Origin of the sequence: Sphingomonas sp. DG1-23 (assembly GCF_030730875.1) — a bacterium.
Classification (GTDB): Bacteria; Pseudomonadota; Alphaproteobacteria; order Sphingomonadales; family Sphingomonadaceae; genus Sphingomonas.
Genome location: NZ_JAVAMA010000008.1, coordinates 72678 through 98458, shown reverse-complemented (window position 1 = coordinate 98458; position 25781 = coordinate 72678). Strand labels below are relative to the sequence as shown.

Annotated in this window: 19 protein-coding genes; 10 read left to right on the top strand and 9 right to left on the bottom strand. The window is 66.6% G+C overall.

Annotated elements, in window-relative coordinates; translation table 11 throughout:
* Positions 1 to 2: 2 nt before the first annotated feature.
* On the top strand, positions 3 to 1307 hold the full coding sequence (locus Q9Q95_RS14000; RefSeq protein WP_306097755.1) for a FecR domain-containing protein: 1305 nt from the start codon (positions 3 to 5) through the stop codon (positions 1305 to 1307).
* Positions 1308 to 1309: 2 nt separating this feature from the next.
* Complete coding sequence (locus tag Q9Q95_RS13995; RefSeq protein ID WP_306097754.1) at positions 1310 to 3484, top strand: CHASE2 domain-containing protein; 2175 nt, start codon at positions 1310 to 1312, stop codon at positions 3482 to 3484.
* Here Q9Q95_RS13995 and Q9Q95_RS13990 read toward each other — a convergent pair.
* Complete coding sequence (locus tag Q9Q95_RS13990; protein ID WP_306097753.1) at positions 3474 to 3956, bottom strand: hypothetical protein; 483 nt, start codon at positions 3954 to 3956, stop codon at positions 3474 to 3476. The two genes, Q9Q95_RS13995 and Q9Q95_RS13990, sit on opposite strands and share 11 nt — an antisense overlap.
* 369 nt (positions 3957 to 4325) lie before the next feature.
* Between Q9Q95_RS13990 and Q9Q95_RS13985 the strand changes: the two genes are divergently transcribed.
* On the top strand, positions 4326 to 4493 hold the full coding sequence (locus Q9Q95_RS13985) for a hypothetical protein (protein ID WP_306097752.1): 168 nt from the start codon (positions 4326 to 4328) through the stop codon (positions 4491 to 4493).
* Between the two features lie 39 nt (positions 4494 to 4532).
* Here Q9Q95_RS13985 and aqpZ read toward each other — a convergent pair whose 3' ends face one another.
* From aqpZ to Q9Q95_RS13960, 5 genes are all read right to left on the bottom strand, one after another.
* Positions 4533 to 5264: an aquaporin Z gene (aqpZ, locus tag Q9Q95_RS13980; protein ID WP_306097751.1), complete on the bottom strand. Its 732-nt coding sequence runs from the start codon at positions 5262 to 5264 to the stop codon at positions 4533 to 4535.
* A 222-nt stretch (positions 5265 to 5486) separates the two neighbouring features.
* Positions 5487 to 6107 carry a hypothetical protein gene (locus Q9Q95_RS13975; protein WP_306097750.1) on the bottom strand — a complete coding sequence of 207 codons (621 nt, stop codon included), beginning with the start codon at positions 6105 to 6107 and terminating at the stop codon, positions 5487 to 5489.
* 8 nt (positions 6108 to 6115) lie between these two features.
* Positions 6116 to 7909, bottom strand: coding sequence for a LysM peptidoglycan-binding domain-containing protein (locus Q9Q95_RS13970; RefSeq protein ID WP_306097749.1), 1794 nt, complete (start codon positions 7907 to 7909; stop codon positions 6116 to 6118).
* 105 nt (positions 7910 to 8014) lie between these two features.
* On the bottom strand, positions 8015 to 9370 hold the full coding sequence (locus tag Q9Q95_RS13965) for a hypothetical protein (protein ID WP_306097748.1): 1356 nt from the start codon (positions 9368 to 9370) through the stop codon (positions 8015 to 8017).
* Between the two features lie 56 nt (positions 9371 to 9426).
* Positions 9427 to 10113, bottom strand: a complete 687-nt coding sequence (locus Q9Q95_RS13960; protein ID WP_306097747.1) for a hypothetical protein — start codon at positions 10111 to 10113, stop codon at positions 9427 to 9429.
* 256 nt (positions 10114 to 10369) lie between these two features.
* Here Q9Q95_RS13960 and Q9Q95_RS13955 point away from each other — a divergent pair, with 256 nt between their 5' ends.
* The 6 genes from Q9Q95_RS13955 (at position 10370) to Q9Q95_RS13930 (ending at position 19554) form a co-directional block, all read left to right on the top strand.
* The gene (locus Q9Q95_RS13955) at positions 10370 to 13138 is read left to right on the top strand and encodes a TonB-dependent receptor (protein ID WP_306097746.1); all 2769 of its coding nucleotides are present in this window, start codon (positions 10370 to 10372) and stop codon (positions 13136 to 13138) included.
* 669 nt (positions 13139 to 13807) lie between these two features.
* Entirely contained in the window at positions 13808 to 14233 is a 426-nt protein-coding gene (locus Q9Q95_RS13950) for a DUF2946 family protein (protein WP_306097745.1), read from the top strand.
* Positions 14234 to 14320: 87 nt separating this feature from the next.
* On the top strand, positions 14321 to 16492 hold the full coding sequence (locus Q9Q95_RS13945) for a TonB-dependent receptor (RefSeq protein WP_306097744.1): 2172 nt from the start codon (positions 14321 to 14323) through the stop codon (positions 16490 to 16492).
* A gap of 125 nt (positions 16493 to 16617) precedes the next feature.
* Positions 16618 to 17022, top strand: a complete 405-nt coding sequence (locus Q9Q95_RS13940) for a MerC domain-containing protein (RefSeq protein ID WP_306097743.1) — start codon at positions 16618 to 16620, stop codon at positions 17020 to 17022.
* Positions 17015 to 17410, top strand: a complete 396-nt coding sequence (locus Q9Q95_RS13935) for a hypothetical protein (protein ID WP_306097742.1) — start codon at positions 17015 to 17017, stop codon at positions 17408 to 17410. Before Q9Q95_RS13940 ends, Q9Q95_RS13935 begins: the two co-directional genes overlap by 8 nt.
* A gap of 560 nt (positions 17411 to 17970) precedes the next feature.
* On the top strand, positions 17971 to 19554 hold the full coding sequence (locus Q9Q95_RS13930) for an ABC-F family ATP-binding cassette domain-containing protein (protein WP_306097741.1): 1584 nt from the start codon (positions 17971 to 17973) through the stop codon (positions 19552 to 19554).
* Here Q9Q95_RS13930 and Q9Q95_RS13925 read toward each other — a convergent pair.
* From Q9Q95_RS13925 to Q9Q95_RS13915, 3 genes are all read right to left on the bottom strand, one after another.
* Positions 19551 to 22304, bottom strand: a complete 2754-nt coding sequence (locus Q9Q95_RS13925; RefSeq protein ID WP_306097740.1) for a winged helix-turn-helix domain-containing protein — start codon at positions 22302 to 22304, stop codon at positions 19551 to 19553. The genes Q9Q95_RS13930 and Q9Q95_RS13925 overlap by 4 nt on opposite strands.
* A gap of 72 nt (positions 22305 to 22376) precedes the next feature.
* Entirely contained in the window at positions 22377 to 23210 is an 834-nt protein-coding gene (locus Q9Q95_RS13920; RefSeq protein WP_306097739.1) for an oxidoreductase, read from the bottom strand.
* Positions 23211 to 23223: 13 nt separating this feature from the next.
* Positions 23224 to 24000, bottom strand: a complete 777-nt coding sequence (locus Q9Q95_RS13915) for a thioredoxin (RefSeq protein ID WP_306097738.1) — start codon at positions 23998 to 24000, stop codon at positions 23224 to 23226.
* Between the two features lie 660 nt (positions 24001 to 24660).
* On the opposite strand from Q9Q95_RS13915, the gene Q9Q95_RS13910 reads away from it, so the two are divergent.
* Positions 24661 to 25776 (top strand): epoxide hydrolase family protein, encoded by a 1116-nt coding sequence (locus Q9Q95_RS13910; protein ID WP_306097737.1) that lies wholly within the window; start codon positions 24661 to 24663, stop codon positions 25774 to 25776.
* Positions 25777 to 25781 lie beyond the last annotated feature (5 nt).

Genomic DNA, 25781 nt, shown 5'->3' with positions numbered 1-25781 from the left:
GCATGTTTCTTGCGGCCGCAATGCAGACCGCGCCTCTCCTGTCCCAGCCCTCCCAAAGCGATGTCGTCACCTACACCGTCCGCCGCGGCGACACGCTCGACCGGCTGAGCCGCAGCTTTCTGGTGCCGGAGCGCCGTTGGCGGTCCCTGCTCGGGCTCGCACGCATCCGCAATCCGAGGCGCCTGCCGATCGGTCGGCAATTGCGCATTCCGAGAGCATGGCTGCGCTTCAAGGTCGAGCCCGCACGCCTCGCGAGCTATCGCGGCACGGTCCGCCTCGCGATCGGCGGCAAAGCGGTCTCGCCCGCACCCGGAGCCCTTGTCGGGGAGGGCACTGAAGTCGCGACCGCCGCGAACAGCTTCGTCACGCTGCTGCTGGCGGATCGATCGCAAGTGGTGATTCCGTCGCAAAGCCGCGTCCGGGTCCGCGAGTTGCGGCGAATCCTGCTCACCGGCACGATCGACTATCGCATCGACGTCGAGCAGGGGCGCCTGGAGACCAAGGTGACGCCGCTGGATCAGCCTTCGGGCAGATACCGCATCCACACGCCGGTCAGCATGACCGCAGTGCGCGGCACCGAATTCCGTGTCTCCTTCGACGCGCAGAGCCGCACGGCCGCGACCGAGGTTCTGGCCGGAACCGTCGCTTTATCGGCGCCTGGAGGTCCTACAGCGCTCGCGCTCGAACCCAGCTTCGGCGCAACGCTCGATCAAGGCGGCGAACCGCATCGCGAAAAGCTGCTCGCCGCGCCCGATCTCGACGATCCCGCACCGCTGCAGACACGCGACGCGGTGGAGTTTCGTGCGCGCAGGCTGGCGGACACGATCCGCTACCGCGTTCTGATCGCATCGGATGCCGGGTTTATCGACAATATCGCCGAGCAATTCTCCGATGACGGAGTTTTCGCGCTTCCCGACATACCCAATGGCACGCTGTTCGTCCGGGTGTCCGCCATCGCGCGCAGCGGCCTCGAAGGGATGGCGCAGGCTTATAGCTTCAAGCGTCGGCTGGCCTCGATCCACGGCACCGTCGAAGCCGGAGAGGACGGATACCGGTTCCGCTGGTCCGGCGCCGGGGGCGGCGTGCGTCGCTATCGCTTCCAGCTTACGCGCGATACGCCGCAAGGCCGGCTCATGGTCGACGAAGTGGCGCTCGCCCGCGACGCGCTCACGCTGCGGCGGCTTCCGGGCGGCGTCTATTATTGGCGCGTCGGCCTCGTCCAGCTCGAGGACGGCGAGGCTGTCGAATCGTGGACCGATCCCGCGAAGCTGACGATCACCGATTCCTCCCGATCGCGAAGGCGATAGGATTGTTCCGGCGACTGCTGTTCGAATGGTGGGCAGTCGCCCTCCTGGTACTGGCGCTGACGTGCGGGCTCACGCTCGCCGGAGCCACCGCGCGCGCCGACGATGCGCTCTACGATCTCGTCGTCGAATTGCGCGCGCCCCCCGCTTCCGACCAGATCCTGCTGGTCACCATTGACGATGCGAGCCTGGCCACGCTTGGCCAATGGCCATGGCCGCGCACGGTGCATGCGCAGGCGATAGAAGCTCTCGCCGCGTCGCAGCCGGCCGCGATCGCCTATGACGTGCTGTTCACCGAGCCTGGCCGTGCGGCTGGCGAAGATGCAGCGCTCGCAGGTGCCCTGCGACGGACCAGGGTCGCGCTGCCCGTGCTTTTCGATGCACCCGGAATGAATGGCCGGGCTTTCGAAACCAGGATCCCGATCGCGCCGGTCGCGGACGCCGCCGCGGCACTCGGACAGGTGGCGCTGCCGCATGAAGCGGATGGCACGGCGCGCGCCGTGTTGCTCGGCGTGCGGGACGGATCGCGCATGTGGCCGCACCTCGTCGAGCAGACCTACAGGCTGGCGTTCGGCCGGCCGTCATCGGCCTGGCAGCGCGGCTCGGCCCGTGGCGAGATGTCGGTGCTGGTGCCCTATCGCGCAACCGGGGCATACCGCACCGTCGCGTTCGGCGACGTTGCCGCCGGACGCGTCCCGCCAGCCTTTGTTCGCGATCGCATCGTGCTGGTCGGTGCGGCGGCGGGCGGGCTCGGCGACCGTCATGAGGTCGCCGGCGCGGGCACTCTCCCCGGAGTCGAGGTTCAGGCCAATCTGCTGAACGCGATGCTTGCCGATCGCTTCATTCGCGAGGCGCCATTGCCGATCCGTCTGGTCGCGGGCGCGCTACCGGGCATCCTCCTGTTGCTGATGTTCTGGCGCCTCAAGCCTTCCGCAGCTTTGCTCGCCTCGCTCGCGATGTTCGCGCTGATCGCCGCACTCCCGGTGTTGCTCGTCGTCACGGCTGGCGTCTGGATTCCGCCCACGATCGCGCTGATCGGCGTGATGTTCGTATATCCGCTCTGGGGCTGGCGCCGGCTCCACACGGTCGACAAGGCCATATCGTGGGAGCTGTCGCGGCTGTCGGCGGACCTTGGCGGCACGGTCGCGCAAGAGCAGTCGCGGCTCGATCACGCGGGACGCAACGCGCTTGCACTCAGTGGCTCGATCGCGGCGCTGCGCGATCTCAAAAAGCTGGTCGGCGACACCATCGAAGGCGTCGCCGATCCGCTGGTCGTCACGACGATGGAAGGCGACATATTGGTCGCCAACAGCCGTGCCGAGGCACTTCTCGCGCAGGATGCCACGGTTCGCGCGGCACTCTACGGCATTCCCACGGTCAACGACCTGATGGCGCTGGACGGCCGGCATTTCTCGCATCGCCGGACGCCGCTCACCGATGCGAATGGCGCGCAGCGCGGATGGATCCACTTGCTCGCCGAGATCACCGGAATCCGTGCCATCGAACGTGACCGTGCCCAGGCGCTGGAATTCCTCAGCCATGATATGCGGTCGCCGCAAGCGACGATCATCACCTTGCTCGAAGCTTCGGCGGATAGCGGGTTCGACGCCGACACCGCGGACAAGATCGCCTATCACGCGCGCCGGACGTTGGGGCTCGCCGAGAATTTCGTTCAGCTTGCCAGACTCCGCGACACCAGCTTCGATCCCGAGGAGACCGACCTCCACGATTGTATCGCCGAAGCGAGCGACGCCTCGTGGCCGCTGGCGTCGAAAAAACAGGTGCGGATCGTGACGTCCGCAGGCGAACCCTGCTGCGTCGCAGGCGAGCGCCACGCGCTTACCCGGGCCTTTCTCAACTTGCTCGACAATGCAGTGCGGTTCAGCCCCGCGGGCGCCGAAATCCGCTGCGGGATCGACAGAACATCCGGAGATACCGTTTTCGAAGCGTGGGTCGAGGATGCCGGTCCGGGCATCTCGGAAGAGCGGCTGAAGGATCTGACCGGGCGCTTCGGTCCGCTCGCAGGATCCGCACCGGGACTGAGCGTCGGTCTCGGTCTCGCTTATGTCAGGACCGTAGCGGAGCGCCATGGCGGTCGTCTGCAATATGCGGCGGTCGGGCCGCACGGGTCGCGGTTCACGCTCGCGCTGCCGGCACTTGCCTCCGCCGTCACTCGCTGACGGCAGCACGGACCATTTTGGGCAGGATCTTGCCGAGGGATTTCCCGCAATATCGGGCGGCCGCGGCATTCCGGAAGAGGATGTCGCCACTCGAACGGTCGATCATGCCGACGGTGAGCACATAGCGCTTGGGACGGCACAGGACGATCAGATTCGGCGAGCCGCCTTTCCCACGCGCATCGCCGCTCTCGCGCTGCACCTCGACCTCGGGCGGGGCGCTGGCAAGGCCTATCTCGAGCCGGTAGCGCCCGTTCGCCGCTTCGCGATAGCCTTTGCCGGCAAGCGCATCGCGGACCAGCGAAACGGCACCAGCCGTCGCCGCGTCGCTGTCCCCCGGAACCGGCGCGAGCGCATAAGTGGCATCTGTGAGCCTCTCGCCGGCGGGCGGCAGCCGGCCCTCGCGGCTGAGCGGAGACGTGCACGCGCCGATGAGCGACAGCATCGCTCCCGCGACCAATGGTCCCTTGTTCACGCCGCACTCCCATCATTTGGGCGGGGCATAGACGAAACCGCGGCCGGGGCTCAACTCGGCTGTGATGCGATCGGGACGGCCGGAAAGGCCGGGTGACTTCCTGAATGATCTTTACCAAATATCTGATGTTACATCATTTTACAAAATGGTCGGGAGCGAAACGTCTCTTCGGACATTGTAGCTCCGCGGCCGCCGGTGCGGAATCGTAACAACTTGTAACAGGCGCTTGCGGCGGGACGACGGCGCACCAAAATGCTGTGTCCGACCGTCAGGGGGAACTCGAATGTACCGCATCGAACAATCGCGTCCGCACGTTTCCGATTGCGGCGGTTGACCGGTCCGATGCCTTCGCTTCGACGGGTAGCCAGGATGTTGGACAGGCTGGAGGCGGAACGGCTCGACCGCGCGCGTGCGATCCATGCGGAGGAAACCGGCCAGACCGGTCCGGATCGGGCAGAAGTCCGGAAAGCACGGCCGGCGATCCGCTGGCGAGCCGCCGATGCGCGCGATGACGGCTGCGGTGGCGCCGTTTCCTGATCGTATGGAAAGGCAATCGGGCCGGTTCAGTCGGCTCGCTTAGATTGCCTCGCCACTGATGTCCGGTTTGCCCGGAGGCGCGGCGAATTGACGATACAATAGTCCGCCTGCGGCAGCACCCAGAAGCGGCGCGATCCAGAAGGCCCAAAGCTGGGCGAGCGCCCAGCCGCCGACCAGCAACGCCGGCCCGGTGGAGCGCGCGGGATTGACCGAGGTGTTGGTGACCGGGATCGCGATCAGATGGATGAGCGTGAGCGCCATGCCGATCGCGATCGGGGCAAAGCCTTGCGGCGCCCGCGCATCGGTCGCGCCGAGGATCACGAGCAGAAAGCCCAAGGTCAGGATGAACTCGATGAGGAGGCCGGCCGCGAGAGAATATCCTCCGGGCGAATGCGCGGCATAGCCATTGGCCGCGAGGCCCGATGCCTGCAGGTCGAATCCGGCTTTTCCGGAGGCGATCAGATAGAGCGCCCCGGCGGCAAGTATCGCCCCGAGCAGCTGGGCGAGGAAATAAGGCGGGATGTCTCGTGCCGGGAAGCGCCCGCCGATCCACAAGCCGAACGTCACCGCGGGATTGAGGTGGCATCCGGAGATATGGCCGATCGAATAGGCCATGGTGAGCACGGTCAGGCCGAATGCCAGGCTCACGCCGACAAAGCCTATGCCTAGCCCGGGGAAGCCGGCCGACAAGACCGCCGAACCGCAGCCGCCAAAGACCAGCCAGAAGGTCCCGCAGGTCTCGGCGAGAAATCGTACGCGCAAGCTGGGCATGATCCTGCCTCCCCCATGATGTTCGAACCTGGGTACGCATGATCCGGGCGGCAATCAGCAACGGCGGCGACCGGCGGGACTCGCCGGTGTCAACCGGCAGCCCCGTATACAGCGACTCTGCCGATCGCGCATCAATACCGTTACTGCGTTACAACGATTTACAAGCGCGCAAACCTACACGCCGGGTGCAATCCGGTCGCCGCTCGGCGCGTTACCAATTGATCAGTCCGCACGCTCGGCGAGAACGATCCGCTCGTCGAACCATTCGAACGCCATTTGCCGTCCCATCGGCAATAGGAGCCCGAACCATTTGCCGCCCGGACCGCTCGGTAGCGCCCAATGCCCCTGATCGCAGCCGAGGTGGCGCGCCGTGCTCGCATCGCCATCCACCTTCCACGCCTTGATCGCCGCTGCCAGCGTCGCGCGTGAGGCATCCGGGCGCGGCGTGACCGCGGGGCTCAGATAGGGTCCGGTGCAGACGTCGCTGTGATCGAACTGGCCATTGTCGGGCCCGTCCCAGCGGATCGTCCCCGATACGTCGCCATTGGCCGTGACGGTGAAGGTCGACCCCACCATCCCCATCTCGTCCGCGAGCGGATCCTTGTTCGCGGGGTTGTAGACCTTGGTCACGCGCCACTTGCCGACGATCTGGCAAGGGCTCTCGGGCGCGCCAGTATCGCAGGCCGGATTGCTCGCGGCCGGCGAGGGTGACGCGACCGGTGTCGCAGCGACGGCCTCTGCCCGATTGGCCGCGGCAGCGATCGGCGCCTGTTGCTCCTCACCGTTGCTATCCGCGGGGCCGCATGCCGCAAGCAACAGCAGGGAAGCAAAAGCTGGGCGCATGCGGGATCCTATCGGCTGGCGTTCACCAGCACGTAGCTAAAAGTCGATTGCCGGCCAAGGCCATCGAGCAACGCGTTGAAGTCGCTCGGGCGCAGCGTCTGGCACCCTGCCGATCCGGTCGAATTGTTACCGCCCTGGTGGATCAGCAGCGATCGGCCGGCACCGGTGCGGTCGACCTGGTCGGCCGCGGTGAAGCGGCCGTCATGGTTGCTGTCGCGCAGGGCCGACTGGGTCTCGGTCGCCCGGAAAAAGCGATTGCCGGCGAAATTGCCCGATTGCAGCTCGTAGCGATAATTGCCCTCGACGAGCCGGCCGAGTTCCTTGCGTCCGTCGCCGTTGACGTCGTTGCCATAGCCGCGTGCGGCATATACGCCCGCGGGCTCCGTATTGCCTTCGAAGACCTGCGCACGATAGCTGCCATCGGCCTGGCGCGAGACCAGCGCCATGGTGTCGTTATATTCGCCGCGGCCGCCGCCGGCGCCCGTCGACGAATCGCTCCGTACTGCGACCAGCACCTTCCGCCCAGCCGCGAGATCGGCGCGCGCCTGTGCATCGCCGGAGGTGTTGATCAGGTTCGCGAAGTCGGCCCCGGTGCGGGGATTGGATACAGCGGCGGATTCGGTGCGAGTGCTCGCAGCGACATTGGCCGCCGGACGATCGAACAGCGCGAGGACATCGCGCCGTTCATTGGGGTAGCGGTTCTGGGTAACCGAGATCAGCTGGTTCGCCTCGGCGCGGCTATACCGTCCGCTGGCGGCGAGGCCCTGCAGGTAGGTCGTGCGCTCGGCATAGATGTTCGAGACCAACGCGCGGTCATAGTCCGCCGAATCGCGACCGACTTCGCGATCGGTACGCCGGATCGCCGCCTCGAGCAGCTGCGGCGCGCGGGCGTGCTGGACCGAGCTCGACCAGGTCGCCTCGCGTACAGCGGCATGGCGCGTGCTCAAATCGAGTCCGGTCGCGTCGCGGACGGTCGTGACCGCGGGGCTATAATGGGTGCGCTCGATAAAGGCGTGTTGCGCGTCACGGAAGCCCTGCGGATCGCGCGCGGCGATCGCCCGCCACTGCGCGTTGAAGGCGTCGCCGCCAATACCGGTGCCGAGCTCGCCGGCCCATTGGCGTCCTTCGTTGCGCAAGAACGCCCCGAGCGTGCCGGCATTGGAGGAGAGCTGATAGACACCATAGGAGACCCCGCCCGGATCGCCCGCGCCGGTCGAGACGGTGCCGGGGCCCCGGCCCCCGCTCTCATAGCGTTCGGAGACGCTGCCCAGCCGGGTCTGCGTCGCATTGTCGACCTGGGCGTTGCCCTGGCCCTGGACGCGAGTCGTGCCTTGATTCTGCTCGACCTGCGCCGAGGCGCTGCCCGAGACGCGCAACTCCTGGTTCGGCCGGATCAGATTGGGATTGTCGATGCCGTTGATCCGCGCGAGCGTCGCGACGTCGGTGCCGTAGCGGGCGGCGATGCCCGACAGCGTCTCCCCACGGCTGACGGTATGCGTGCCATTCTCCGCCGCGCCCTGCGGCAGGCGAATCACCTGATCGGGCATGATGCGGTCGGGATTGGTAATGCCGTTGATCCGCGCGAGCGTCGCGACGTCGGTGCCGAAGCGCGCGGCGATCTTCGAGAGCGTGTCGCCTGTCGCGACCTTGTAGCCCGGCGGCGGCGCGATCCGGTCGAGCGGCGAAGCGCCCGCCATCAGCCGATCGAGCGGCGTTGTCGCGCTCGATTGAGACTGGGTCGTCGTCGCGCTGCTGCTATCGGTGCTCGTGCCCGTGCGCGCGGTGGCATTTGCTTGCAACATGATCCGGCTGCCTTCCAATTACGGATGGCCGGTTCGTACAACCTCGCCGCAGCGCGGCCCATCGTCGGATCGACTAGTCTAACCGCCTAATCTGAAAGCCGATCCTCAAGGCTGGCGCTCGTAGCGCCCCCCGGCAAAGCCTTCGGGGATGAGCGCATTGCCGGCAATGCGCAGCCGCAGCGTAGTGAATGGTGGCCTGGTCGCTTGCTCCAGATCCACTGAGAAGCGCAGGATCCCGCTGCGCGCGGGGAGGAAGGTCATGGCTTCGCTCGCCGGCACGCCGTCGATATGCAGCATCGCGCTCACCGCCGGCTCCGTCGCCTTGCCGGCCATGAACGCGAAACCGCCCTCTGCCGTGGTCAGATTCTCGACACGTCCGTCGGCAAAACGAAGCGCGACCTGCACCCTGCGCAGCGGCTTGTCCGAGGCGAGATCGGTGACGCGCACGGCGAGCCCGCCGGCCGCCTCTTGCGGCAAATCGCCTGCGACTTCCTCCGGGAGGGTGCAGATCTCGGGTAGCACGGGATCGCGCAGCGCGGGTTCGGGCAGACCCGCTCTGTGCGCGGCTTCCAACGCGGCGTTGCGCGCGATCGACCACGCGGCCTGCGCCTCGATCACGCGTTCGACCTCGGCCTCCCCGCCTTCGGACGCCGCATTGCGCGCCAGCGCCTCGACCTTGGTCCGCGCGGCGCCGGCCGCCTGCAAGGCCGCGGCCGCCTGTTCACGAAGCACCGCCGCCGGCGCAGCTGCCGGCCCCTCGACGCCGATCATCGGCGCGAGCGTCGCCGGGACTTCCAATTCGGGGAGGAAAGGGCAACGCGCGCGAACGCGGTCTTCCATCTCTGTCCGCTTTCGCCGACGATATTCCTGTCCGGCCGCATCGTTCCACGGCTCGGTTCGCAGATAGGCGAACATCGGCCGGTCGGTGCGGACAGGGGTCGTGGCAAGCACAATGGCGTCGCCTTCGACCCGCCAGCTGCCCTGCGCCGTCTGGTCCAGCGCGCCGTAACTCAGATACCATTCGAACGAGCCGTCGGGGCGCAACAGCAGCTCCGAGCCCGTCTCCATGACGCCCGAAAGGTAATAATGGCCCGCCAGGCCGGCCGGGTCGGTCGTCCGCCTCGCGGGGGCGTCCGGCGCGCTCTGGCGAGCATCGGCGAGGCCCGCAAGGTCGGACAAATGGCAGCTGCGCCCGGGAAATTGCGCGGCGAACCCGCTGACCATGAGCGCGGGATGCCCGTCTTCCTCGCGATAGCGTCCGATCACTTCGGCATAGCCGGGGACCGGGTCGACGCGATAGCCGGCGACAAGATGCGAATCCTCGTCGTCGCGCAGCAAATAGCGCGTGCGGCCCAGATCACAGCGTGTGAGGATCACTTCCCCCCGCTCGGTGGCCAAGGTCCCGATGAAGATGTCGGGCAGGGATTGCGCGGTTGCAGGTGCCGCCGCAGCGAGTGCCATCGAGATCGCCGGCCATCCCCCGAAAATTGCACGACGCCGGCGGGGCATGCGCCCCGTCAAAGCGGCACTCCCTTCTCGTCCAGGATTTCCATCCGATAGGCACAGCCGTAGAAGGTCTTGCCCGGATGCGTGGTGACGTTGGAAATGCTGCGCGCCACCACAAAGCGGCTGCCGAAGCTCTCTCCTTTGGCCGCGGGCTCGGTGACCTCCTTCAAGACGCGCTCGCCGAGGAATTTGCGGAACTTGCTCTCGGCTTCCATTTGAGCCCGGGTCGCCTTGCCCGAGCGGACCATCTCGTCGATCATCGGTTCGGGGTCCAGCGCATTCTCGACCTGCGCGCCCCGTGCGATCACGCCCGGATCCGCCAGATCGAGGATCGCGAGAATCGCATCGGCGGTGAAGGCAATGCGTCTCGTGCTGTATGATCCCGCCACGACGATGGGCGTCGGCAGCGCATATTCGTTCATGAACGGATTGCCAGAGTCGATCTTCTTCCAGTGACGCGCTTTCGCGATGCCGCCCTCCTCGCCGACCGCCATGGCGAATTGAGTGTAACCGGGCACGTCGAGACGACATTCGATCGCATCGACTTCGCGGACCTGGGATGAGTCGATATCGGCATCGCCTGCCTGCGACGGCAGAGCGACGGACAGGGCGAGCAGGGCGAGGGTTCCAAACATCGCGGCGACCATAAACGCTATCGCGAGCTTGGAAAGCGGCCCCGTGCGCAAGCTCGGCAGCATCGCAGATATTGGTACCATACCATTTCCGCAAAACCGTACCTTTAAGGTCAGGCGAAGCGCTGAATTTCGGCTATTCTGCGACAGGCGGCCCCTTTCGCGCGCTACGCAGAGGGACAACCGGTGACGCAATGGTATGCATTAGCGCTCGTGATTGGTACGCCTCACATCGCCCCCGGGGTCGACTGACAAAGGCAAATGGGGGCGCGTTCGATAATGAGGCGGCACATTCAGTGCCGCGCGTATGAAGAGGAATATCATGAAGCGTTTGCGCCAGGCCGTCCTTCTGTCCTCGGCCCTTACCGGCTTCGCCGCCGGCGCTCAGGCGCAGCAGGCCCCCGACACGACGCCGCAGAGCGAAACCGCGGCCCAGCCTGCCGACCCCGCCAGCGAAGAGATCGTCGTCACCGGCTATGCCAACAGCCTTCGCCAGGCGCTCGAGATTAAACGCAATGCGAACGCCGTGGTGGACGCGATCTCGTCCGAGGATATCGGCAAGTTCCCCGATCGCAACGTCGCCGAATCCTTGTCGCACATTCCCGGCGTCTCGATCGATCGCCGCTTCGGTGAGGGCGAAAAGGTCGCGATCCTCGGCACCGATCCCGCGCTCAACCGCATGCTGCTCGACGGGCATGGCCTCGCCTCGGCCGATTGGGGCGGGAACGACAATGATCCCAGCAGCCGCACCTTCAATTACTCGCTGCTCGCCCCCGAGCTGGTCGACCGGCTCGAGGTCTACAAATCGCCCGAGGCGCGGATCGAGGAAGGCAGCCTCGGCGGCACCGTGATCGTCCGCACCCGCCGCCCGCTCGAACTCAAGGCCAACTCGATCTTCGCATCGGGCGGCTATTCGTACAACGACCGCGCCGAGAAGGGGAATATCCGCGCCTCCGGGCTATACAGCTGGAAGAACGACGCGGAGACGTTCGGCGCCCAGATCGCCGCTACCTACGACAAGCAGAACCTCGTGCGCTCGGGCGTCGAGTTCTTCGGCTACGACAATGCCAATGGCTCGGGCAGCCCGTTCATGACGACCAATGCGGCCGGTGAACGCGTGCTCAAGAATCCGGGCGCGGTGATCACCGGCGGCACCCTCGCCGATCTCGACAAGGCGGCGTCGCCCTTCGGCATCAACTATGCCTATTTCCAGCAGCAGCGCGAACGCGTCAGCGTCGCCGGCACCGTGCAGGTGCGTCCGTCGAGCGATCTGACGCTCACGCTCAACGGCACCCATATCGAGGGCAATTACAACAATTACAGCCAGTCGATGTACACGATCCCCGGCGCTTGGACCGGCGACGTGCTGCAATCGGCCACCATCTCCAACGGCGTGGTGACCGACGCCAGCTTCGGCGCCGCGACCGGCCAGAGCGCGCAGCTCGATACTTTAGTCCGTCGCACCAGGCTCAAGACCGACAATCTCAATTTCTTCGCCGATTGGGAAGGCGATGACGGCGCCAAACTGTCCTTCTCGGGCGGCTGGAGCAAGGCGACCGGCGGGCGCAATCCCGAATATCTGTTCAACGTCCAGACCCGGCTGCCGTTCAGCTATTCGATCAGCCCGACTTCGGCGGACGTCAATTTCGTCGGCGATCTGACCAACCCGGCGAATTATTTCACCAATCCGAACAACAATCCCGCGACGATCGAAGGCAGTCCCGTGCTGGTCAACGGCACCCCGCTCGTCGCCGCGCAGATCGGCGGGCTCGATTACAGCGTCACCACCGACAGCGACGTCTATGCCGGCTTCGACGCGACCGTTCCCGTGGGCGGCTTCTTCACCCAATTGCAGCTCGGCGGCCGCTTCAACCACCATATCAATCGCGTCGACGCGCGCGGCGTGAACTCCTATCTCCAGCAGTCGCTGCTCGGCTCCGGGTTGGGGGTAGATACCGCGGTCACCCCGGACGGGATCTTCGACGGCACCGGCGGCAGCGGCAGCGCAACCCAGTATCTCAACCTCGCCGATCAAGCGGTCATCGACATCCTCGCCAATGCGATCAATTCGCCGCTGGTCGACAAGGTCGGCGCCTCGACCCGCGTCAAGGAGACGGTGGTCGCGAGCTACGCCCAGCTCGATTTCGAGCATGGCGGCCTGCGCGGCAATATCGGCGGACGGCTGGTCTATACGCGAGACCTGTCGCAATATGCGCTGACCTTGCCGACCCCGGCCGATCCCAATCCGCGCCCGGTGCCGACGAGCACGTCGTCCGACTATCTGAAGTTCCTGCCGGCACTCAATATCGCCTATGAGGTCAACCCCAGGTTGATCTTCCGCGGCGCAGTGGCCAAGGTGATCTCGCGGCCGCGCTATCAGGATCTGGCGGCGTCGATTACCCAGAACGACGTCACGTACGACGCCGGCGGCGGCAATCCCAATCTGCGGCCGTATGAATCGACCAATTACGAAGTCACCGCGGAATTCTATCCGGCCCCCGGCGCATTGCTCTCGCTCGAACTCTATCGCCGCGAGATTTCCAACTACATCGTCAACACCCGCCGGGAAGGCGTCACGCTGTTCAACTCGCTGACCGGGCAGCTCGAAAGCCGGTACAGCGTCTCGCAGCCGGTCAATGGCGGCAAGGCGAAGGTCAACGGCGTGCTCGTCCATGGTCAGGCGGAGATCTGGGGCGGGTTCGGCATTCAGGCGAATTATGCCTATCAGGAGAGCAGCACCTCGACCACGCTCGACACCAACGAGACGCTCAACCTCCCCTATCTCTCGAAGCACACCGTCAACATCATTCCCTATTTCGAGAGCGGACCGTTCCAGGCGCGGCTGAGCTATAATTACCGCTCGGCCTATTTCCGGACGATCGGGCGGCTAGGCTCGCAGGAAATGGTCGCGCCGTACAATCAGCTCGATGCCTCGGCGTCGTTCAAGCTGACCGATAATGTCACGCTCGCGGTGCAGGCGCAGAACCTGCTCGACGAGACCTATCTGCAATATAGCGGCACCCCGGACCGGCCCTCGGCCTTCTACAAGAATGGCCGCACCCTCGTCGGCAGCATCTCTTTCCGCATGTAACGTTTCCCTGCCAGGCTCGGCTCGACAATGTTCGAGCCGAGCCGTGAGGTCCCCGCGCTCGTCGCAGGCGCGGCGATTGATTCCGGCACATCCGATCGCGAGCCTGCGGAGGCTGGCCGCTTCGCCCCGGGAGGATTCGCCCATGATGCCGAATCTGCTGTTTGCGCTACTGTCGGCGAGCACCCCCGCCCCTGTGATCGCGCCACCGGCGACTATGCGAGCCCATGCCCATGATCGCCCTCAGACGGCCTCGCGGCCCTGTTCGATGGATGCGCTACCCCCTGCGGAGAAGCGTCGCATGATCAGCGAGTATCGGCGCCGGCAGCGCGTCGACGGAAGGGCAAGTGCGGATGCCTGGGCCACCGAAGAGGGGAATCGCTTCCGCCGGCAGCTCGTCTCGGAAGGCATTTGTCCGCCGCTGGCGAGTGAAGGCCGGCAGATCGCGCAGGCTGGAAAACCTGCCGGCAAGAAGCCGCTTCTCCATGGACGGGGCAAACCTGCAAGAATGTCGGCGTGGAGAATCGCGCGGTTCCCGGCTTCGGGGGCGCGCCCATGACCATGGCAATCATACCGGTCTGCAAGGATTGACGGGCAGAGGGGGCTTGCCTGATGAGATAATACAACATATCAGAATTGCTACGCTGCTCCTGAATTTGAGACTGTTCCAGTTTGTCCCGCACCCCCTCCCTTGATCGGGCCGACAAGGCTCGTGCCGCCGCCGGTCGGTCGCGGAGGGAGAGGGGCGCGGCCGGGGCGAAGCGGCTTGTCCTGCTGTGCGCGTTGCTGCTCGCCTTGCTGTGGCAGGGTGTCATCGCCCAGGCGCATCAGCACCGGCAAATCGGATTCGGCGCCGCGCAGACCGAACGCAATAGCGCGAACGACAGGCGCGACGATTCGGCGCCCGATTCCCCCGCAAACTGCCCGATCTGCGAGGCGGCGAGTGCCGGCCCCGCGATTCTGCCGACGCCGGCCGTCGTCGCGAAGCCCGCCGCGCTTGCTTTCTTCGTCACCGCGTTCCGTCCCCGGCAGCTTCAGCGCCGGAGCCGGTCGCATCTCTGGCAGAGCCGGGCGCCACCCCACCAACACCAGGCCTGAGGATGCCCCTGATGGCCACGCGCATCGCTGCGCGTGGCTGCGTGCGGCGCCTCCAAGAAAACTGACAAGGTTCCTGGAGTTGAACACATGCGTCACTTGTTTCTGCTGAGCGCAGCTTCGCTCGCGCTCGCTTTCCCCGCCGCCGCGCGGTCCGCCGATTCCGACACATCCCCCCCTTCGCCGGCAGTGCCCACCGATGCCGCGCCCGACGGACAGGACAAAGGCGTGACCAGGGGCGACGAGATCGTCGTCACCGGCATCCTCCCCACCAGCGAGCGCGACGTGCTCGCGGGCACTTCGGTCGTCTCGGGCGAGGAACTCACCCGCGATCTGCGCCCGAGCATCGGCGAGACGCTCGCCCGGCAACCCGGCGTCTCGGCGACGTCGTTCGGCCCCAGCGCGTCGCGCCCGATCCTGCGCGGCTTCCAGGGCGAGCGCATCCGCGTGCTGACCGACGGGATCGGCTCGATCGACGTGTCGAACACCTCGGTCGATCACGCGGTCGTCATCGATCCGTTGCTCGCCGATCGCGTCGAGATCGTTCGCGGCCCCTCGGCCCTGCTCTATGGCTCGTCGGCGATCGGCGGCGTGGTCAATGTCATCGACAGCCGCATCCCGCGCGCCGCTCCCGAGGATGGCTACCGCGTCAACGCGATCGCGAGCTACGGCTCGGCCGCGAACGAGCGCTCGGTCGGCGCCGCCGGCGATGTCGGGCTCGGCAAGATCGTGCTCCACGCCGACGGCTCGTATCTCAAGAGCGACGACCTCGACATTGGCGGCTATGTCCTGTCGCCAAATGCACGCGCCGCGGCGCTGGCAGCGGCGGCGGGGCCGACCACGCCCGACGACCCGGATTTCGCCGCGTCCGCCGCGCTCAAGGATACGCTTCCCAATACCGCGGCGCGCACCTGGACTGCGGGCGTCGGCGCGGCGCTGGTCACCGACACCGGCAATCTCGGCATTTCGTACAGCCACTATGACAGCCTTTACGGCGTGCCGATCCGCTATGCGACCGAATCGGGTCAGGAGCAGGAAGCGCCACGACTGAGCGTCGTCCAGAACCGGGTCGACCTGCGCGGTGAAGTCGAAACCGGTGGCGGGTTCCTCGACAAGATCCGCGTCCGCGCGGGCTATGCCAATTATCGCCATTTCGAGCTCGAGGAAGACGGCGAGATCGGCACTGCCTTCTACAACAAGGGCATCGAGAGCCGCCTCGAACTGATCCAGTCGAAGCGCAGCGGCTGGAGCGGCGCTTCGGGCTTGCAATATTTCCATCGCGACTTTGACGTGGACGGCGAGGAAGCCTTCCTCCCCAGGAACCGCACCAGCCAATTGGGCATGTTCACGCTGCAGCAGTTCGAATTCGGCGCGCTCCGCGCAGAAGGCGGCCTGCGCTACGAATCGACCAGCCTCGCGGCCACGCCGCTTGCCGGCGACGCACGATTCTTTTCCGGCACGCGCCGTTTCGATGCGATCTCCGGTTCGGCGGGCCTGTCCTATGAACTGACGGATGGCGTGCGGATCGGATTCAATGCCTCGCGAACCGAGCGCGCGCCATCCGCCGAAGAGCTCTTCGCGCGCGGCGGCCATGCCGGCACCCAATCGTGGGAAGTCGGCAATCCGGATTTCAGGCTCGAAAAATCCTGGGGCATCGAGGGTACGCTCCACGTCCACCAGGATCGCTTCAGCCTCGATGCCTCGGCCTACTACAACTGGTTCTCCAACTACATCTCCGAGAACCAGGTCGATCCTTCGGTCTGCGAGACCGCCGCGGCACCCAGCGGCCGCGAGGTCGACCTGCCCTGCTTCCAATATCAGCAGGCCGACGCACGCTATTACGGCTTCGAAGCCGATGCCTCGGTCCGGCTGGCCCAGCTCGGCAGCTATGCGATCAACGTCGATGCCCTCGGCGACTATGTCCACGCCTCGATCGTCGATGCAGGCCCGGTCCCACGCATTCCCCCCGCCCGCGTGTTGGGGGGTATCGAGGCGCAATCCGATCGGGTGACCGCCCGCGCCGAGGCCGAGCATGTCTTCGAACAGAACCGCATCGCGCCGTTCGAAACCCCGACGGCCGACTACACGCTCGTCAACGCCTCGATCGGGTTCAAGCCCTTTGCCGGCAACGACAGGATCTCGCTGCTGCTGAGCGCCAACAACATCTTCGATGTGGAGGCCCGGCGGCATTCGAGCTTCCTCAAGGACTTCGCTCCGCTCGGCGGGCGCGATCTCCGCGCGACGGTGCGGGTCGGCTTCTAGGCAGGGTAAAGGGGGCGGCGGTGCCGGTCCGCGTTCGCGCCTGGGCGCGACGCGGTCGGTGCCGCCGTAATTCGACGCGGCGCGGCGAGCGCGCCGTCACCCACCTCTCATATCTGGAGAAGAGCATGCACCGCGAACAGGTTGCGCGCGCTTCGATCACCGACTGGCTTGACCGAACCGCGATTGGCGCTTCGTTTCTGTGCCTGATCCACTGCGCGGGTCTCCCGCTTCTGCTCGCGGCCTTGCCGGCATTGTCGCGGGGGATCGCCATCCCCGAGCGCTTCCATTTGTGGATGCTGGCATTCGCGATACCCATGTCGGCGATCGCGCTGGTGGCCGCGCTGCGCCGCCACGGCCGGGGCGAGACGCTGGTGCTGGGCAGTATCGGGCTGGCGTTGATGACGACGGGAGCCCTGGCTTTCGCCGAGACGTCGGCCGAAACCGCAATGACCATCGGCGGAAGCCTGTGTCTCGCAAGCGCACACATCCTGAACCTGCACCGGCGTCATTGGCCGCATCGCCATGGCTAGAGCGCGCCGGGAAGCGGGCGCGCTGGACGAGCTTCTCGTCGTGCTTCTCGAACGCGAAGCGCGCCCGCTGACCGGCCTGATGCTCATCGAAATGCTGCGGGACCAGGGCGAGACCGTCACCGCCAGCCTGGTTTTCCGGGCGCTGCACAAGCTCGTCGAACGCGGCATCTTGCACAGGCTGCTTACCTGCCGGGGCTATGTGCCGACGCATGCGCCGGAGGAAATATATCTCCATTGCACCGCCTGCGGGGCAGTCGGGCGGGTCACGGGCGAGACGTCCTTTCAAAAAATCGCGGAAGCTGCCGAACGCTGCGGATTCCGCGTGACGCGGCCGATCGTCGAAGTCGAAGGACGATGCGCGCAGTGCTCCGAACCGCAAAGCCGATGAAGCGGGCCAACCGGCGATGCGATGCTGCTACCGAATGTTCCGCATCTTGCATTCCCGGCGCCGTTGAGCGCTGGCGGAGACGGAGACGGAGTCTGCCAGCGTTGTCCACTTAATCCTATATGCATGAAGGTTTAATTCATTCTGTGGAACCAGATACCACCACAGGTACCACGTTCTGTCACTGCTTCGGATTTCATAACGGGCGCGTCGAACACTCTTCGCAAGAGTGTTCGAGGAGTGTTCCATGTCTGTTTGATCTCTTGGCGTCATTTGCCCTTGCGACGCTGGGCAGCCGGTGAGGGATCAGGCTACGCCTTGCGGCGGATATACGAGGACGACCGCTTTGCGCCCCAATTCCGGCCCTTCAGCGGCGCGACGACCGCTCGCGAAAGCGGGCGCTCAATCCTGGACCGATTGCATCCCCGCAACAGGAACTCGCGTGACTTGTGAGGCGACGGCTCGCCTCCTATCTCGGGCGCTACCAAGCGGAGTGTGCAGCGACATGGATTTGGCTTTGACAGCAGCGTCTTCAAATCTCGCCGTCAGGAAAGCCACGATTCATGCCTTCCATCACCCTCTCCAGCCTTTCCTGGTCCGCGCCTGACGGACAGGCCGTCCTTTCGGACATTTCGCTCAGCTTCCAGGCCGAACGCACCGGCATCATCGGTCGTAACGGCGTCGGCAAGAGCACGCTTCTCAAGCTCATCTCGGGCGCTGTGACCGCGAACAGCGGTCGCATCGCGGTGGAGGGCTCGATCGGTACGTTGCGGCAAATGGTGCAGATGTCTCCAGGCGATACGGTTGCCGATCTCATGGGCGCGTCTGCCGACCTCGCGTTGTTGCGCAAGGCGGAAGCGGGCACGGCATCGATCGACGAGTTGGCCGAGGCTGACTGGATGCTCGAGGCGCGCGCGGCCGAGGCGCTGGCCAAGGTCGGATTGGACGCGGCGCTGGACGCGCGGCTCGTCAGCCTCTCCGGCGGGCAGCGGACCCGCGCGGCGCTCGCGGGCGTGCTGTTCCGAGAACCCGATTTTCTGTTGCTCGACGAGCCCACCAACGATCTCGATCGCGACGGCCGCCGAGCGGTTCGCGAGCTGCTCGAAGGCTGGCGCGCGGGCGCGCTGGTCGTCAGCCACGATCGCGAGCTGCTCGAATCCCTCGACGCGATCGTCGAGCTGACCTCGCTCGGCGCGACGCGCTATGGCGGGAACTGGAGCGCGTATCAGGCGCGCAAGGCCGTCGAGCAGGAGGCCGTGGAACGCGATCTCGCCTCGGCCGAGCGCCGCACCGCCGAGGTCGCGCGCAAGGCGCAGCAAGCCGTGGAGCGGCAGCAACGCCGCGATGCTGTCGGCAGCCGACGGGGTACGCGCGGGGACTTGCCGCGCATCCTGGTGGGCGCGCGCAGGGATCGCGCGGAGAAGACCGGCGGAGAAGGCGCGCGCCTCGCCGATCGGATGCGTGCCGAGGCCGATCAGTCGCTTGCTATGGCGCGAAGCCGCGTTGAGCGGACCGCGGCCATGACCGTGCAGCTGGCCTCCAGCAACCTTCCGGCAGGAACCCGCGTGCTCGACGTGGAGCATGTCCGGTTCGGCCATGCCCCCGACCGCCCGTTGCTGGACGACGTGTCGCTGCATCTCGCGGGCCCCGAGCGGGTGGCGATCTGCGGGCCGAACGGCTCGGGCAAGTCCACGCTGCTCCGGGTGATCGCGGGTGAGCTGACGCCATGGGAGGGGCGGGCGACGGTCCATGTGCCGTTCGCCTGGTTTGACCAGCACGTGAGCATCCTCCACGCCGAGGCCACGATCGCGGAGAATTTCCGCGCGCTCAATCCCGACATGGTCTACAATGATTGCCGGGCGGCGCTGGCGCGGTTCCAGTTCAGGGCGGAGGCCGCGGACCGGCACGTGGCGACGCTCAGCGGCGGGCAGTTGTTGCGTGCGGGGCTAGCTTGCGTACTCGGCGGCGTGAAGCCGCCGCCGCTGCTCGTGCTGGACGAACCTACCAATCACCTCGACATGGACTCGATCGCTGCCGTCGAGGCCGGGCTGAGCGCTTTCGACGGCGCGCTTCTGGTCGTCAGTCATGACGATCGCTTCCTCGAAGCGATCGGGATCTCGCGCCGGATCGAGATGGCTGCCGCCTAGCCCGGCTGGAGTCCCTGATCGCTGGCGGCGAGGTCGGCGGCCACTCTCAGCTCCCATGCGCGCGCGCCTTGTTCGCGGCTGAGGGCCTGCGCTTTCTCGAGTATCGCGACGTGCGCATTCTCTTCCATCCCGTCGGAACCCATGATCCGCGCCTTTAGGCGGAGCAGTTCGGGCACCGCGAACCGCTCGCCATTGGCTTCGCAGCGCGCGAGCGTGGCGTCGATCAACGCCAGCGCCTCGCCGATACGCGACTCCGCGGCGAGGCCGCGGGCGAGCGCGATCGAGAAGGGTGTGGTCAGCAGCTCGTAGCGCGCTGCGCGGAGCCGCGAGAGGCTTTCCTCGACCGCGCCGAGCGCGTCGCCGGTCCGGCCGCGCTGGATGTCCAGCTCGCCGCGAAACCCCGCCGCTGCGGCGATATAGGGGCCGAGCGCGTTGACCTCGGCGCATTCCGTGAAGGCGGCGAGATCGGCCTCGGCTGCGGCGAAATCCTCCATCCATAGAAAGACCGACAGCGACCAGATCAGCGCGATGCAGTGGGTGAGCGGATGATCGAGCCGCGCCGCCTCGCAGACGAACTGTCGCGCCAGGCGGCCGGCCCGCTCGGCGTCGCCCAAGAGCCACGAGGTTCGTGCGAGCGCGATCCCCGAACGGTTCCGGTGATCGAAGCCGTAATGGATCGTCCGGCCTCGGGCGGAGGGCGGGCTCAATTGCAGCGAAAGTTCGAGCGCCCGCCGCGCATGCTTCTGGTCGCCGCCCAGATGATGCGAAATTCCCGAAAGCGAGGAGGCGACGCCGATCGCCTCGGGTGCGCCGATCGCCTCGGCAACCGCGACCGCGCGATCGGCGTGGCGCATCGCGACGGCGTATTCACCGACGCGCTCGTGGAAGATGTGGAGCCGGCCGAGCAGGCGCAGCTGATTCCATTTGTCGTCAAGCGCCGTGGCGATCTCGAGCGCGCGGGCGAGCGCATTCCCCGCCGCCTCGCTGTTGCCGCGCGTGAACATCAGGGTGATGCCGAGGGCGGCCTGAAGCTCGAGTTCCAGCGCGGTGTCGCGCTGGTCGTCCGCGATTTCGCCCAGCGCGCGCGTGCACCAAATGCGGCACTCGATCAGGTGCGACAGGTTGAGGAACACCGGCGCGCTGGCGGCGGCGAGGCGCACTGCCATCCGGCGATCGCCCTCGGGTCCAAAGCACCAGTCGAGCGCGCTGCGGATATTGCCGAGCTGGGGTCGGAGCGGCCGGGCGTCCTGCAGCACGCCTTCCTCCTGCTCGGCCATTTCGAGTTCGGTGAGGAAGAAGGCGGCGTGGCGGCGCGCGATGGCAGCCTGCGCGTCATCGCCGCGCGCGCGCAGCTTTTCGCGGGCATAAGCGCGAGTCATCTCGAGCAGCCGATAGGTACCGGTGCGGCGCGAGCGATCGGGCGCGATCAGCGATTTGGAGGTGAGTTCGTCTAGTGCGACGGCGACTTCGTCCGATCCGATGCCGGTGTCGGCCACCACGCCCAGCGCGGCGTCGATCGAGAAGGGGCCGACGAAGATCGAGAGCCGCTCGAGCACGATACGCTCGACATCGGAGAGCAGATCGTAGCTCCAGTCGAGCGTCGCCTGGAGCGTCTGCTGGCGCGGTTGGGCCGTGCGTCGGCCCGACCAGCCGAGGCTGAACCGCTCGCCGAGCTGGCGCGCGGTGGCTTCGATGCCGTGCGTCGCGACGCGGACGGCGGCCAGCTCGATGGGCAAGGCCATGCCGCCGAGGCGCTGACACATCTCGGCAACGAGCCGGGCGGCCTCGTTGTCGAGCACGAGCGTGCTATCGGCGGCAGTGGCGCGCTCTCGGAAGAGCTGCACCGCCGGATAGGCCAGCAACTCTTCGCGAGTCAGTCCGGACAGATCCTCGGGATAGTTGAGCGCGTCGAGGCGCAGGACATGTTCGGCGCGCACGCGCAGCGGCTCGCGCGATGTGGCCAGCACCCGTGCCCGGGGCGCCTCCTCGACGATTCGCTCGACGGTGCCGGCAACCGCCTCGATGACATGTTCGCAATTGTCGAGGATGAGAAGGAAAGGCCGGTCGCGGATATGGCCGAGGATCACGGCGAGCGGATCCTCGCTCTGCACCGCGATCCCCATCGCGCCCGCGATCATCGAAGGGACCACCGCCATGTTCTCGAGCATGCTGAAGTCGACGAACGCGACTTGATCCTCGAACAGGGGCGCCAGCGAGTGGCCGATCTCGACCGCGAGCGAAGTCTTGCCGACGCCCGCCGGACCGACGATCGAGAAGAGCGGCGTATCGCCGACACGCTCGACGAGGAGTTCCACGTCGCGCTCGCGCCCGATCAGATGCGGCAGACGCGCGGGCAGGTTGGTGGCGTTGGTGGTCCTGACGCTCTCCTCCGGGCGCCGCGCCGCCGCGCCGCCGTGACGCTCGACCGGCGCGACGAAGGCATAGCCGACTCCGACCTGGGTGGCGATGTAGCGCGCGCCGTCGACGCCGTCGCCGAGCAGCTTGCGCAGCCCGGCCATGTGGAAGCGCAGACTTCCATCCTCGACCACCACGTCCGACCACACGCGTTTGAGCAGCTCGCGCTTGGAGAGGACGCGGCCGGGCTGCTCGGTGAGCACCACGAGCAAGTCGAAGGAACGTCCGCCGATCTCGACCGGCTCGTCGTGGCGGGTCAGCAGGCGCGCGGCCGGGGACAGGCAAAAGGGCCCGAAGCACATGCGTTCGCCAAGCTGCTGATCCAGGTCCGCCACGATCCGCCATTACCCCTGTCTGGTCGGCCGACCATGCCGCGCGCGGCGGCGCGTCTCAATCCTGCCGGGCGATTATTCCTTCGGGAAATCGGTCGAGACGCTGAGCGCGCGCCAGCGCTCGAGCTCGGCGAGCCGGGCTTTGTCGCCGCGCTCGATTGCGGCGACGGCGTCGCTGCCGAGCGGCAGGCGGAGGGGGGAGTCGTCGTCGGCGACGATCGCGAGGATCGCCTGCGCGCCGCGGCGCGGATCGCCGGGCTGCTGACCGTGATACGCCGCCTGCATGCGCGCGGCATTGCCGACCACGGCGTCATATTCGGCGCGGCCGGTATCGAGCGTAGTCGAGGATCCGGCGAAATCGGTGCGGAAGCCGCCGGGCTCGACGATCGTCACGCGCACGCCGATCAGCTTCATTTCCTGCGCGAGCACTTCGGAGAAGCCCTCGACGCCCCATTTGGCAGCGGAATAGGGCGCACGTCCGGGCGCGCCGACCCGGCCGCCGACCGAGGAGAACTGGACGATATGGCCGCGCCGCCGCTCGCGCATGTGCGGGATCACGGCCTTGGTCATCAGGATCGTGCCGAACAAGTTGGTGTCGATCTGGCGGCGGAAGGAGTCGATCGGCGTGTCCTCGACCGAGCCGATATCGCCATAGCCGGCATTGTTGACCAATATGTCGAGCGCCCCGAACGTAGTGATCGCCGTGGCGACGGCTGCGATCGCGTCCTCTTCCGAGGTCACGTCCAGCCGGGCGGTGGCGAGCTTTCCGGGACGGCCGTCACCGAGGCCGGCGAGCTGATCGGGATCGCGCGCCGTCGCGAGCAGATTGTCGCCGACATCGAGGATCGCCTCGCACAGCGCGCGCCCGAAGCCACGCGAGCTGCCGGTCACCAGCCAGGTCCGTGTCATGGTTTCGCTCCCATCAACCGAAGGTGAAGACATAGGCGCGCACGCCGGGGCGCGAGAATGTGATCGCGACGGTGCGATCGGCGATCTCGCCGGACTGACGGACAAGCTGGTAGAGCCGGTCGTCCTTCACTTCGCCCCAGCCGGCCGCATCGACGTCGACGCCGTGGCTGGCGCCCGGCGCGCGGCCGTCGATCGTCACGCGAAAGCGAACCGGACGGCCATCGGCCGCGCCGCCCAGCACGAGATGCGCGTCGCGGGCATGGAAGCGGAAGCGGATCGTGCCGGGACCGCTCTCCAGTGCCGCATATTCGCCGCCGACTTTCCAGCTGCCCGCCAGATCCCAGCGGTTGCGCGACAGGCTTGCGGCGGGCGCATAGCTGCGTGTCGCATCGTTGCGGAGACCGCCCGGAGAGGCGAAGCCGACCGCCTTGGCATAGCCGAGATAGGCTTCGGGCGAACCCAGATCGGCCCAGCCTGCCTGCGCCTCCACACCCTTGCCCTCGATCGGGGCCAGCGGCACGTCGGAAACGTCGTGGCCGGCCTCGGCCAGCAGCGTGCGGATCAGCTGCTCGCCGTCGTCATAGCCGCCTTCGCCCAGCCGATAGCCGCGCACCTTGCCCTGCGCGTCGATGAAATAGATGCCGGGCCAGCCCCGATTGGCGAAGGCGCGCCACACCGCATAATCATTGTCCTGAATATTCGGATAGCGCACATCGAGCTGGCCAAGGGCTCGGCGGACGTTCGCCGCGTTTTGTTCGAAGCCGAATTCAGGCGCGTGAACGCCCACCACCTCGAGCCCTTTGCTTGCGTAGCGCTCGCTCCACGCGCGTGCAGGGAGTTGATGCAGGAGTAGGTCCAGAAATTGACGATCACGACCTTGCCGCGCAGCGACTTGGGACCGCCCGATGCGGGTAGCAGCCATGGCGCGGCGTCTTGCAGCACTTCGAGCGGATGCGGGGCAGAATGGAAGGGCGCTCCGGCCACGGCGTCGCTGGCCTTGGCCGGAGACTGGACGAGGCCGAGCGCATCGCCGAAGCACGGGGCGGTGGTGGCGGCAGCCGCCGCGACTGCGGCGGCGGAGAAGCCGAGCGAACGTCTCTGATCCATGGTGCCTGCCTCCTGTGCCGGTCACTGCGGATATAGGCTGCCGGCGCGGCGCCGCCCGTTAGCCGTCGCCGGGCGCGCGTTAGTTTCTGAAAGCCGGTCCCGTCGGCGCTAACGCCGCATCACTGCACTTAACGGGCGTCGCTGCGTCGCTTCTCTACATCTGAGCGCGACCAGATCGGGAGAAAACCCCATGTTTGCAGACCAACCCTCGCGCCGTCAGTTCGTCGTCGGAGCGGGCGTGGCGGGGGCGCTCAGCGCCATGCCGTCCATCGTTCGCGCTCAACCCGACGGCGGTGCCATCCGACCCTTCAGGATTGCCATTCCCGAGGCGGAAATCCGGGCGATGAAGCGCCGCATCGCCGAGACGCGCTGGGCCGACGCCCAGCCGGCCCCCGATGACGGCCAGGGCGTGCGCCGCCAGACGCTCGAGCCGCTGATGCGCTACTGGGCGCAGGGCTATGACTGGCGCAAGATCGAGGCGAGGCTCAACGCCTTGCCGATGTTCCTGACCGAAATCGACGGTCTCGACATACATTTCATCCATATCCGCTCACGCCACGCGAATGCGATGCCGATGCTTCTCACTCATGGCTGGCCGGGATCGATCCTGGAGTTCCTCAAGGTCATCGGGCCGCTCACGAACCCCACCGCGCATGGCGGCAAGGCCGAGGACGCTTTCCATCTGGCGATCCCGTCGATCCCGGGCTTCGGCTTCTCCGCGAAGCCGACGGTGCCGGGCTGGGGCTCCGATCATATCGCCCGTGTCTGGGCGGTGCTGATGCAGCGGCTCGGCTATGACCGCTATGTCAGCCAAGGCGGCGATTGCGGCTCGGTGATTTCGCAGCGCATGGCGCTGCAGCACGTGCCCGGCCTGATCGGCATCCATCTTAACATGCCCGCGGTGGTCCCCGCGGACATCGCCAAGATCCTCGCCGCCGGCGATCCCGCCCCGGCGAGCCTGACGCCGAAGGAGCGCGGCGCATTCGACCAGCTCGAGGCCTTTTACCGCGACAATTCGGCCTATGCGGCGATGATGAACACCCGGCCGCAGACCATCGGTTATTCGCTGGTCGACTCGCCGATCGGCATGGCCGCGTGGATGTACGAGAAAATCGGCCAGTGGACCTATCCCGCCGGCGATCCCGAACGCGTCCTCGGCCGCGACGCGATCCTCGACGATATCTCGCTCTATTGGCTTACGGGCACGGGCGCGTCCGCCGCGCGGATCTATTGGGAAGATCACTCCAACAACTTCAATGCGCGCGGCATCATCGACTTGCCGGTCGCGGTGAGTGTGTTCCCCGGCGAGATCTTCCGCGCGCCCAAAAGCTGGGCCGAGCGCTGCTACACCAATCTCTTCTACTTCAACGAAGCGCGCAACGGCGGCCATTTCGCCGCCTGGGAACAGCCGGCGCTGTTCGCCGAGGAAGTGCGTACCGCCTTCCGTCCGCTTCGCTGAGCTCA

Bases quoted from the DNA above. Each gene is read 5' to 3' on its own strand.
- Q9Q95_RS14000 (WP_306097755.1), top strand. From the start codon at position 3: ATGTTTCTTGCGGCCGCAATGCAGACCGCGCCTCTCCTGTCCCAGCCC.
- Q9Q95_RS13985 (WP_306097752.1), top strand. From the start codon at position 4,326: ATGTTGGACAGGCTGGAGGCGGAACGGCTCGACCGCGCGCGTGCGATC.
- aqpZ (WP_306097751.1), bottom strand. From the start codon at position 5,264: ATGCCCAGCTTGCGCGTACGATTTCTCGCCGAGACCTGCGGGACCTTC.
- Q9Q95_RS13975 (WP_306097750.1), bottom strand. From the start codon at position 6,107: ATGCGCCCAGCTTTTGCTTCCCTGCTGTTGCTTGCGGCATGCGGCCCC.
- Q9Q95_RS13970 (WP_306097749.1), bottom strand. From the start codon at position 7,909: ATGTTGCAAGCAAATGCCACCGCGCGCACGGGCACGAGCACCGATAGC.
- Q9Q95_RS13965 (WP_306097748.1), bottom strand. From the start codon at position 9,370: ATGGCACTCGCTGCGGCGGCACCTGCAACCGCGCAATCCCTGCCCGAC.
- Q9Q95_RS13960 (WP_306097747.1), bottom strand. From the start codon at position 10,113: ATGCTGCCGAGCTTGCGCACGGGGCCGCTTTCCAAGCTCGCGATAGCG.
- Q9Q95_RS13955 (WP_306097746.1), top strand. From the start codon at position 10,370: ATGAAGCGTTTGCGCCAGGCCGTCCTTCTGTCCTCGGCCCTTACCGGC.
- Q9Q95_RS13945 (WP_306097744.1), top strand. From the start codon at position 14,321: ATGCGTCACTTGTTTCTGCTGAGCGCAGCTTCGCTCGCGCTCGCTTTC.
- Q9Q95_RS13940 (WP_306097743.1), top strand. From the start codon at position 16,618: ATGCACCGCGAACAGGTTGCGCGCGCTTCGATCACCGACTGGCTTGAC.
- Q9Q95_RS13935 (WP_306097742.1), top strand. From the start codon at position 17,015: ATGGCTAGAGCGCGCCGGGAAGCGGGCGCGCTGGACGAGCTTCTCGTC.
- Q9Q95_RS13930 (WP_306097741.1), top strand. From the start codon at position 17,971: ATGCCTTCCATCACCCTCTCCAGCCTTTCCTGGTCCGCGCCTGACGGA.
- Q9Q95_RS13920 (WP_306097739.1), bottom strand. From the start codon at position 23,210: ATGACACGGACCTGGCTGGTGACCGGCAGCTCGCGTGGCTTCGGGCGC.
- Q9Q95_RS13910 (WP_306097737.1), top strand. From the start codon at position 24,661: ATGAAGCGCCGCATCGCCGAGACGCGCTGGGCCGACGCCCAGCCGGCC.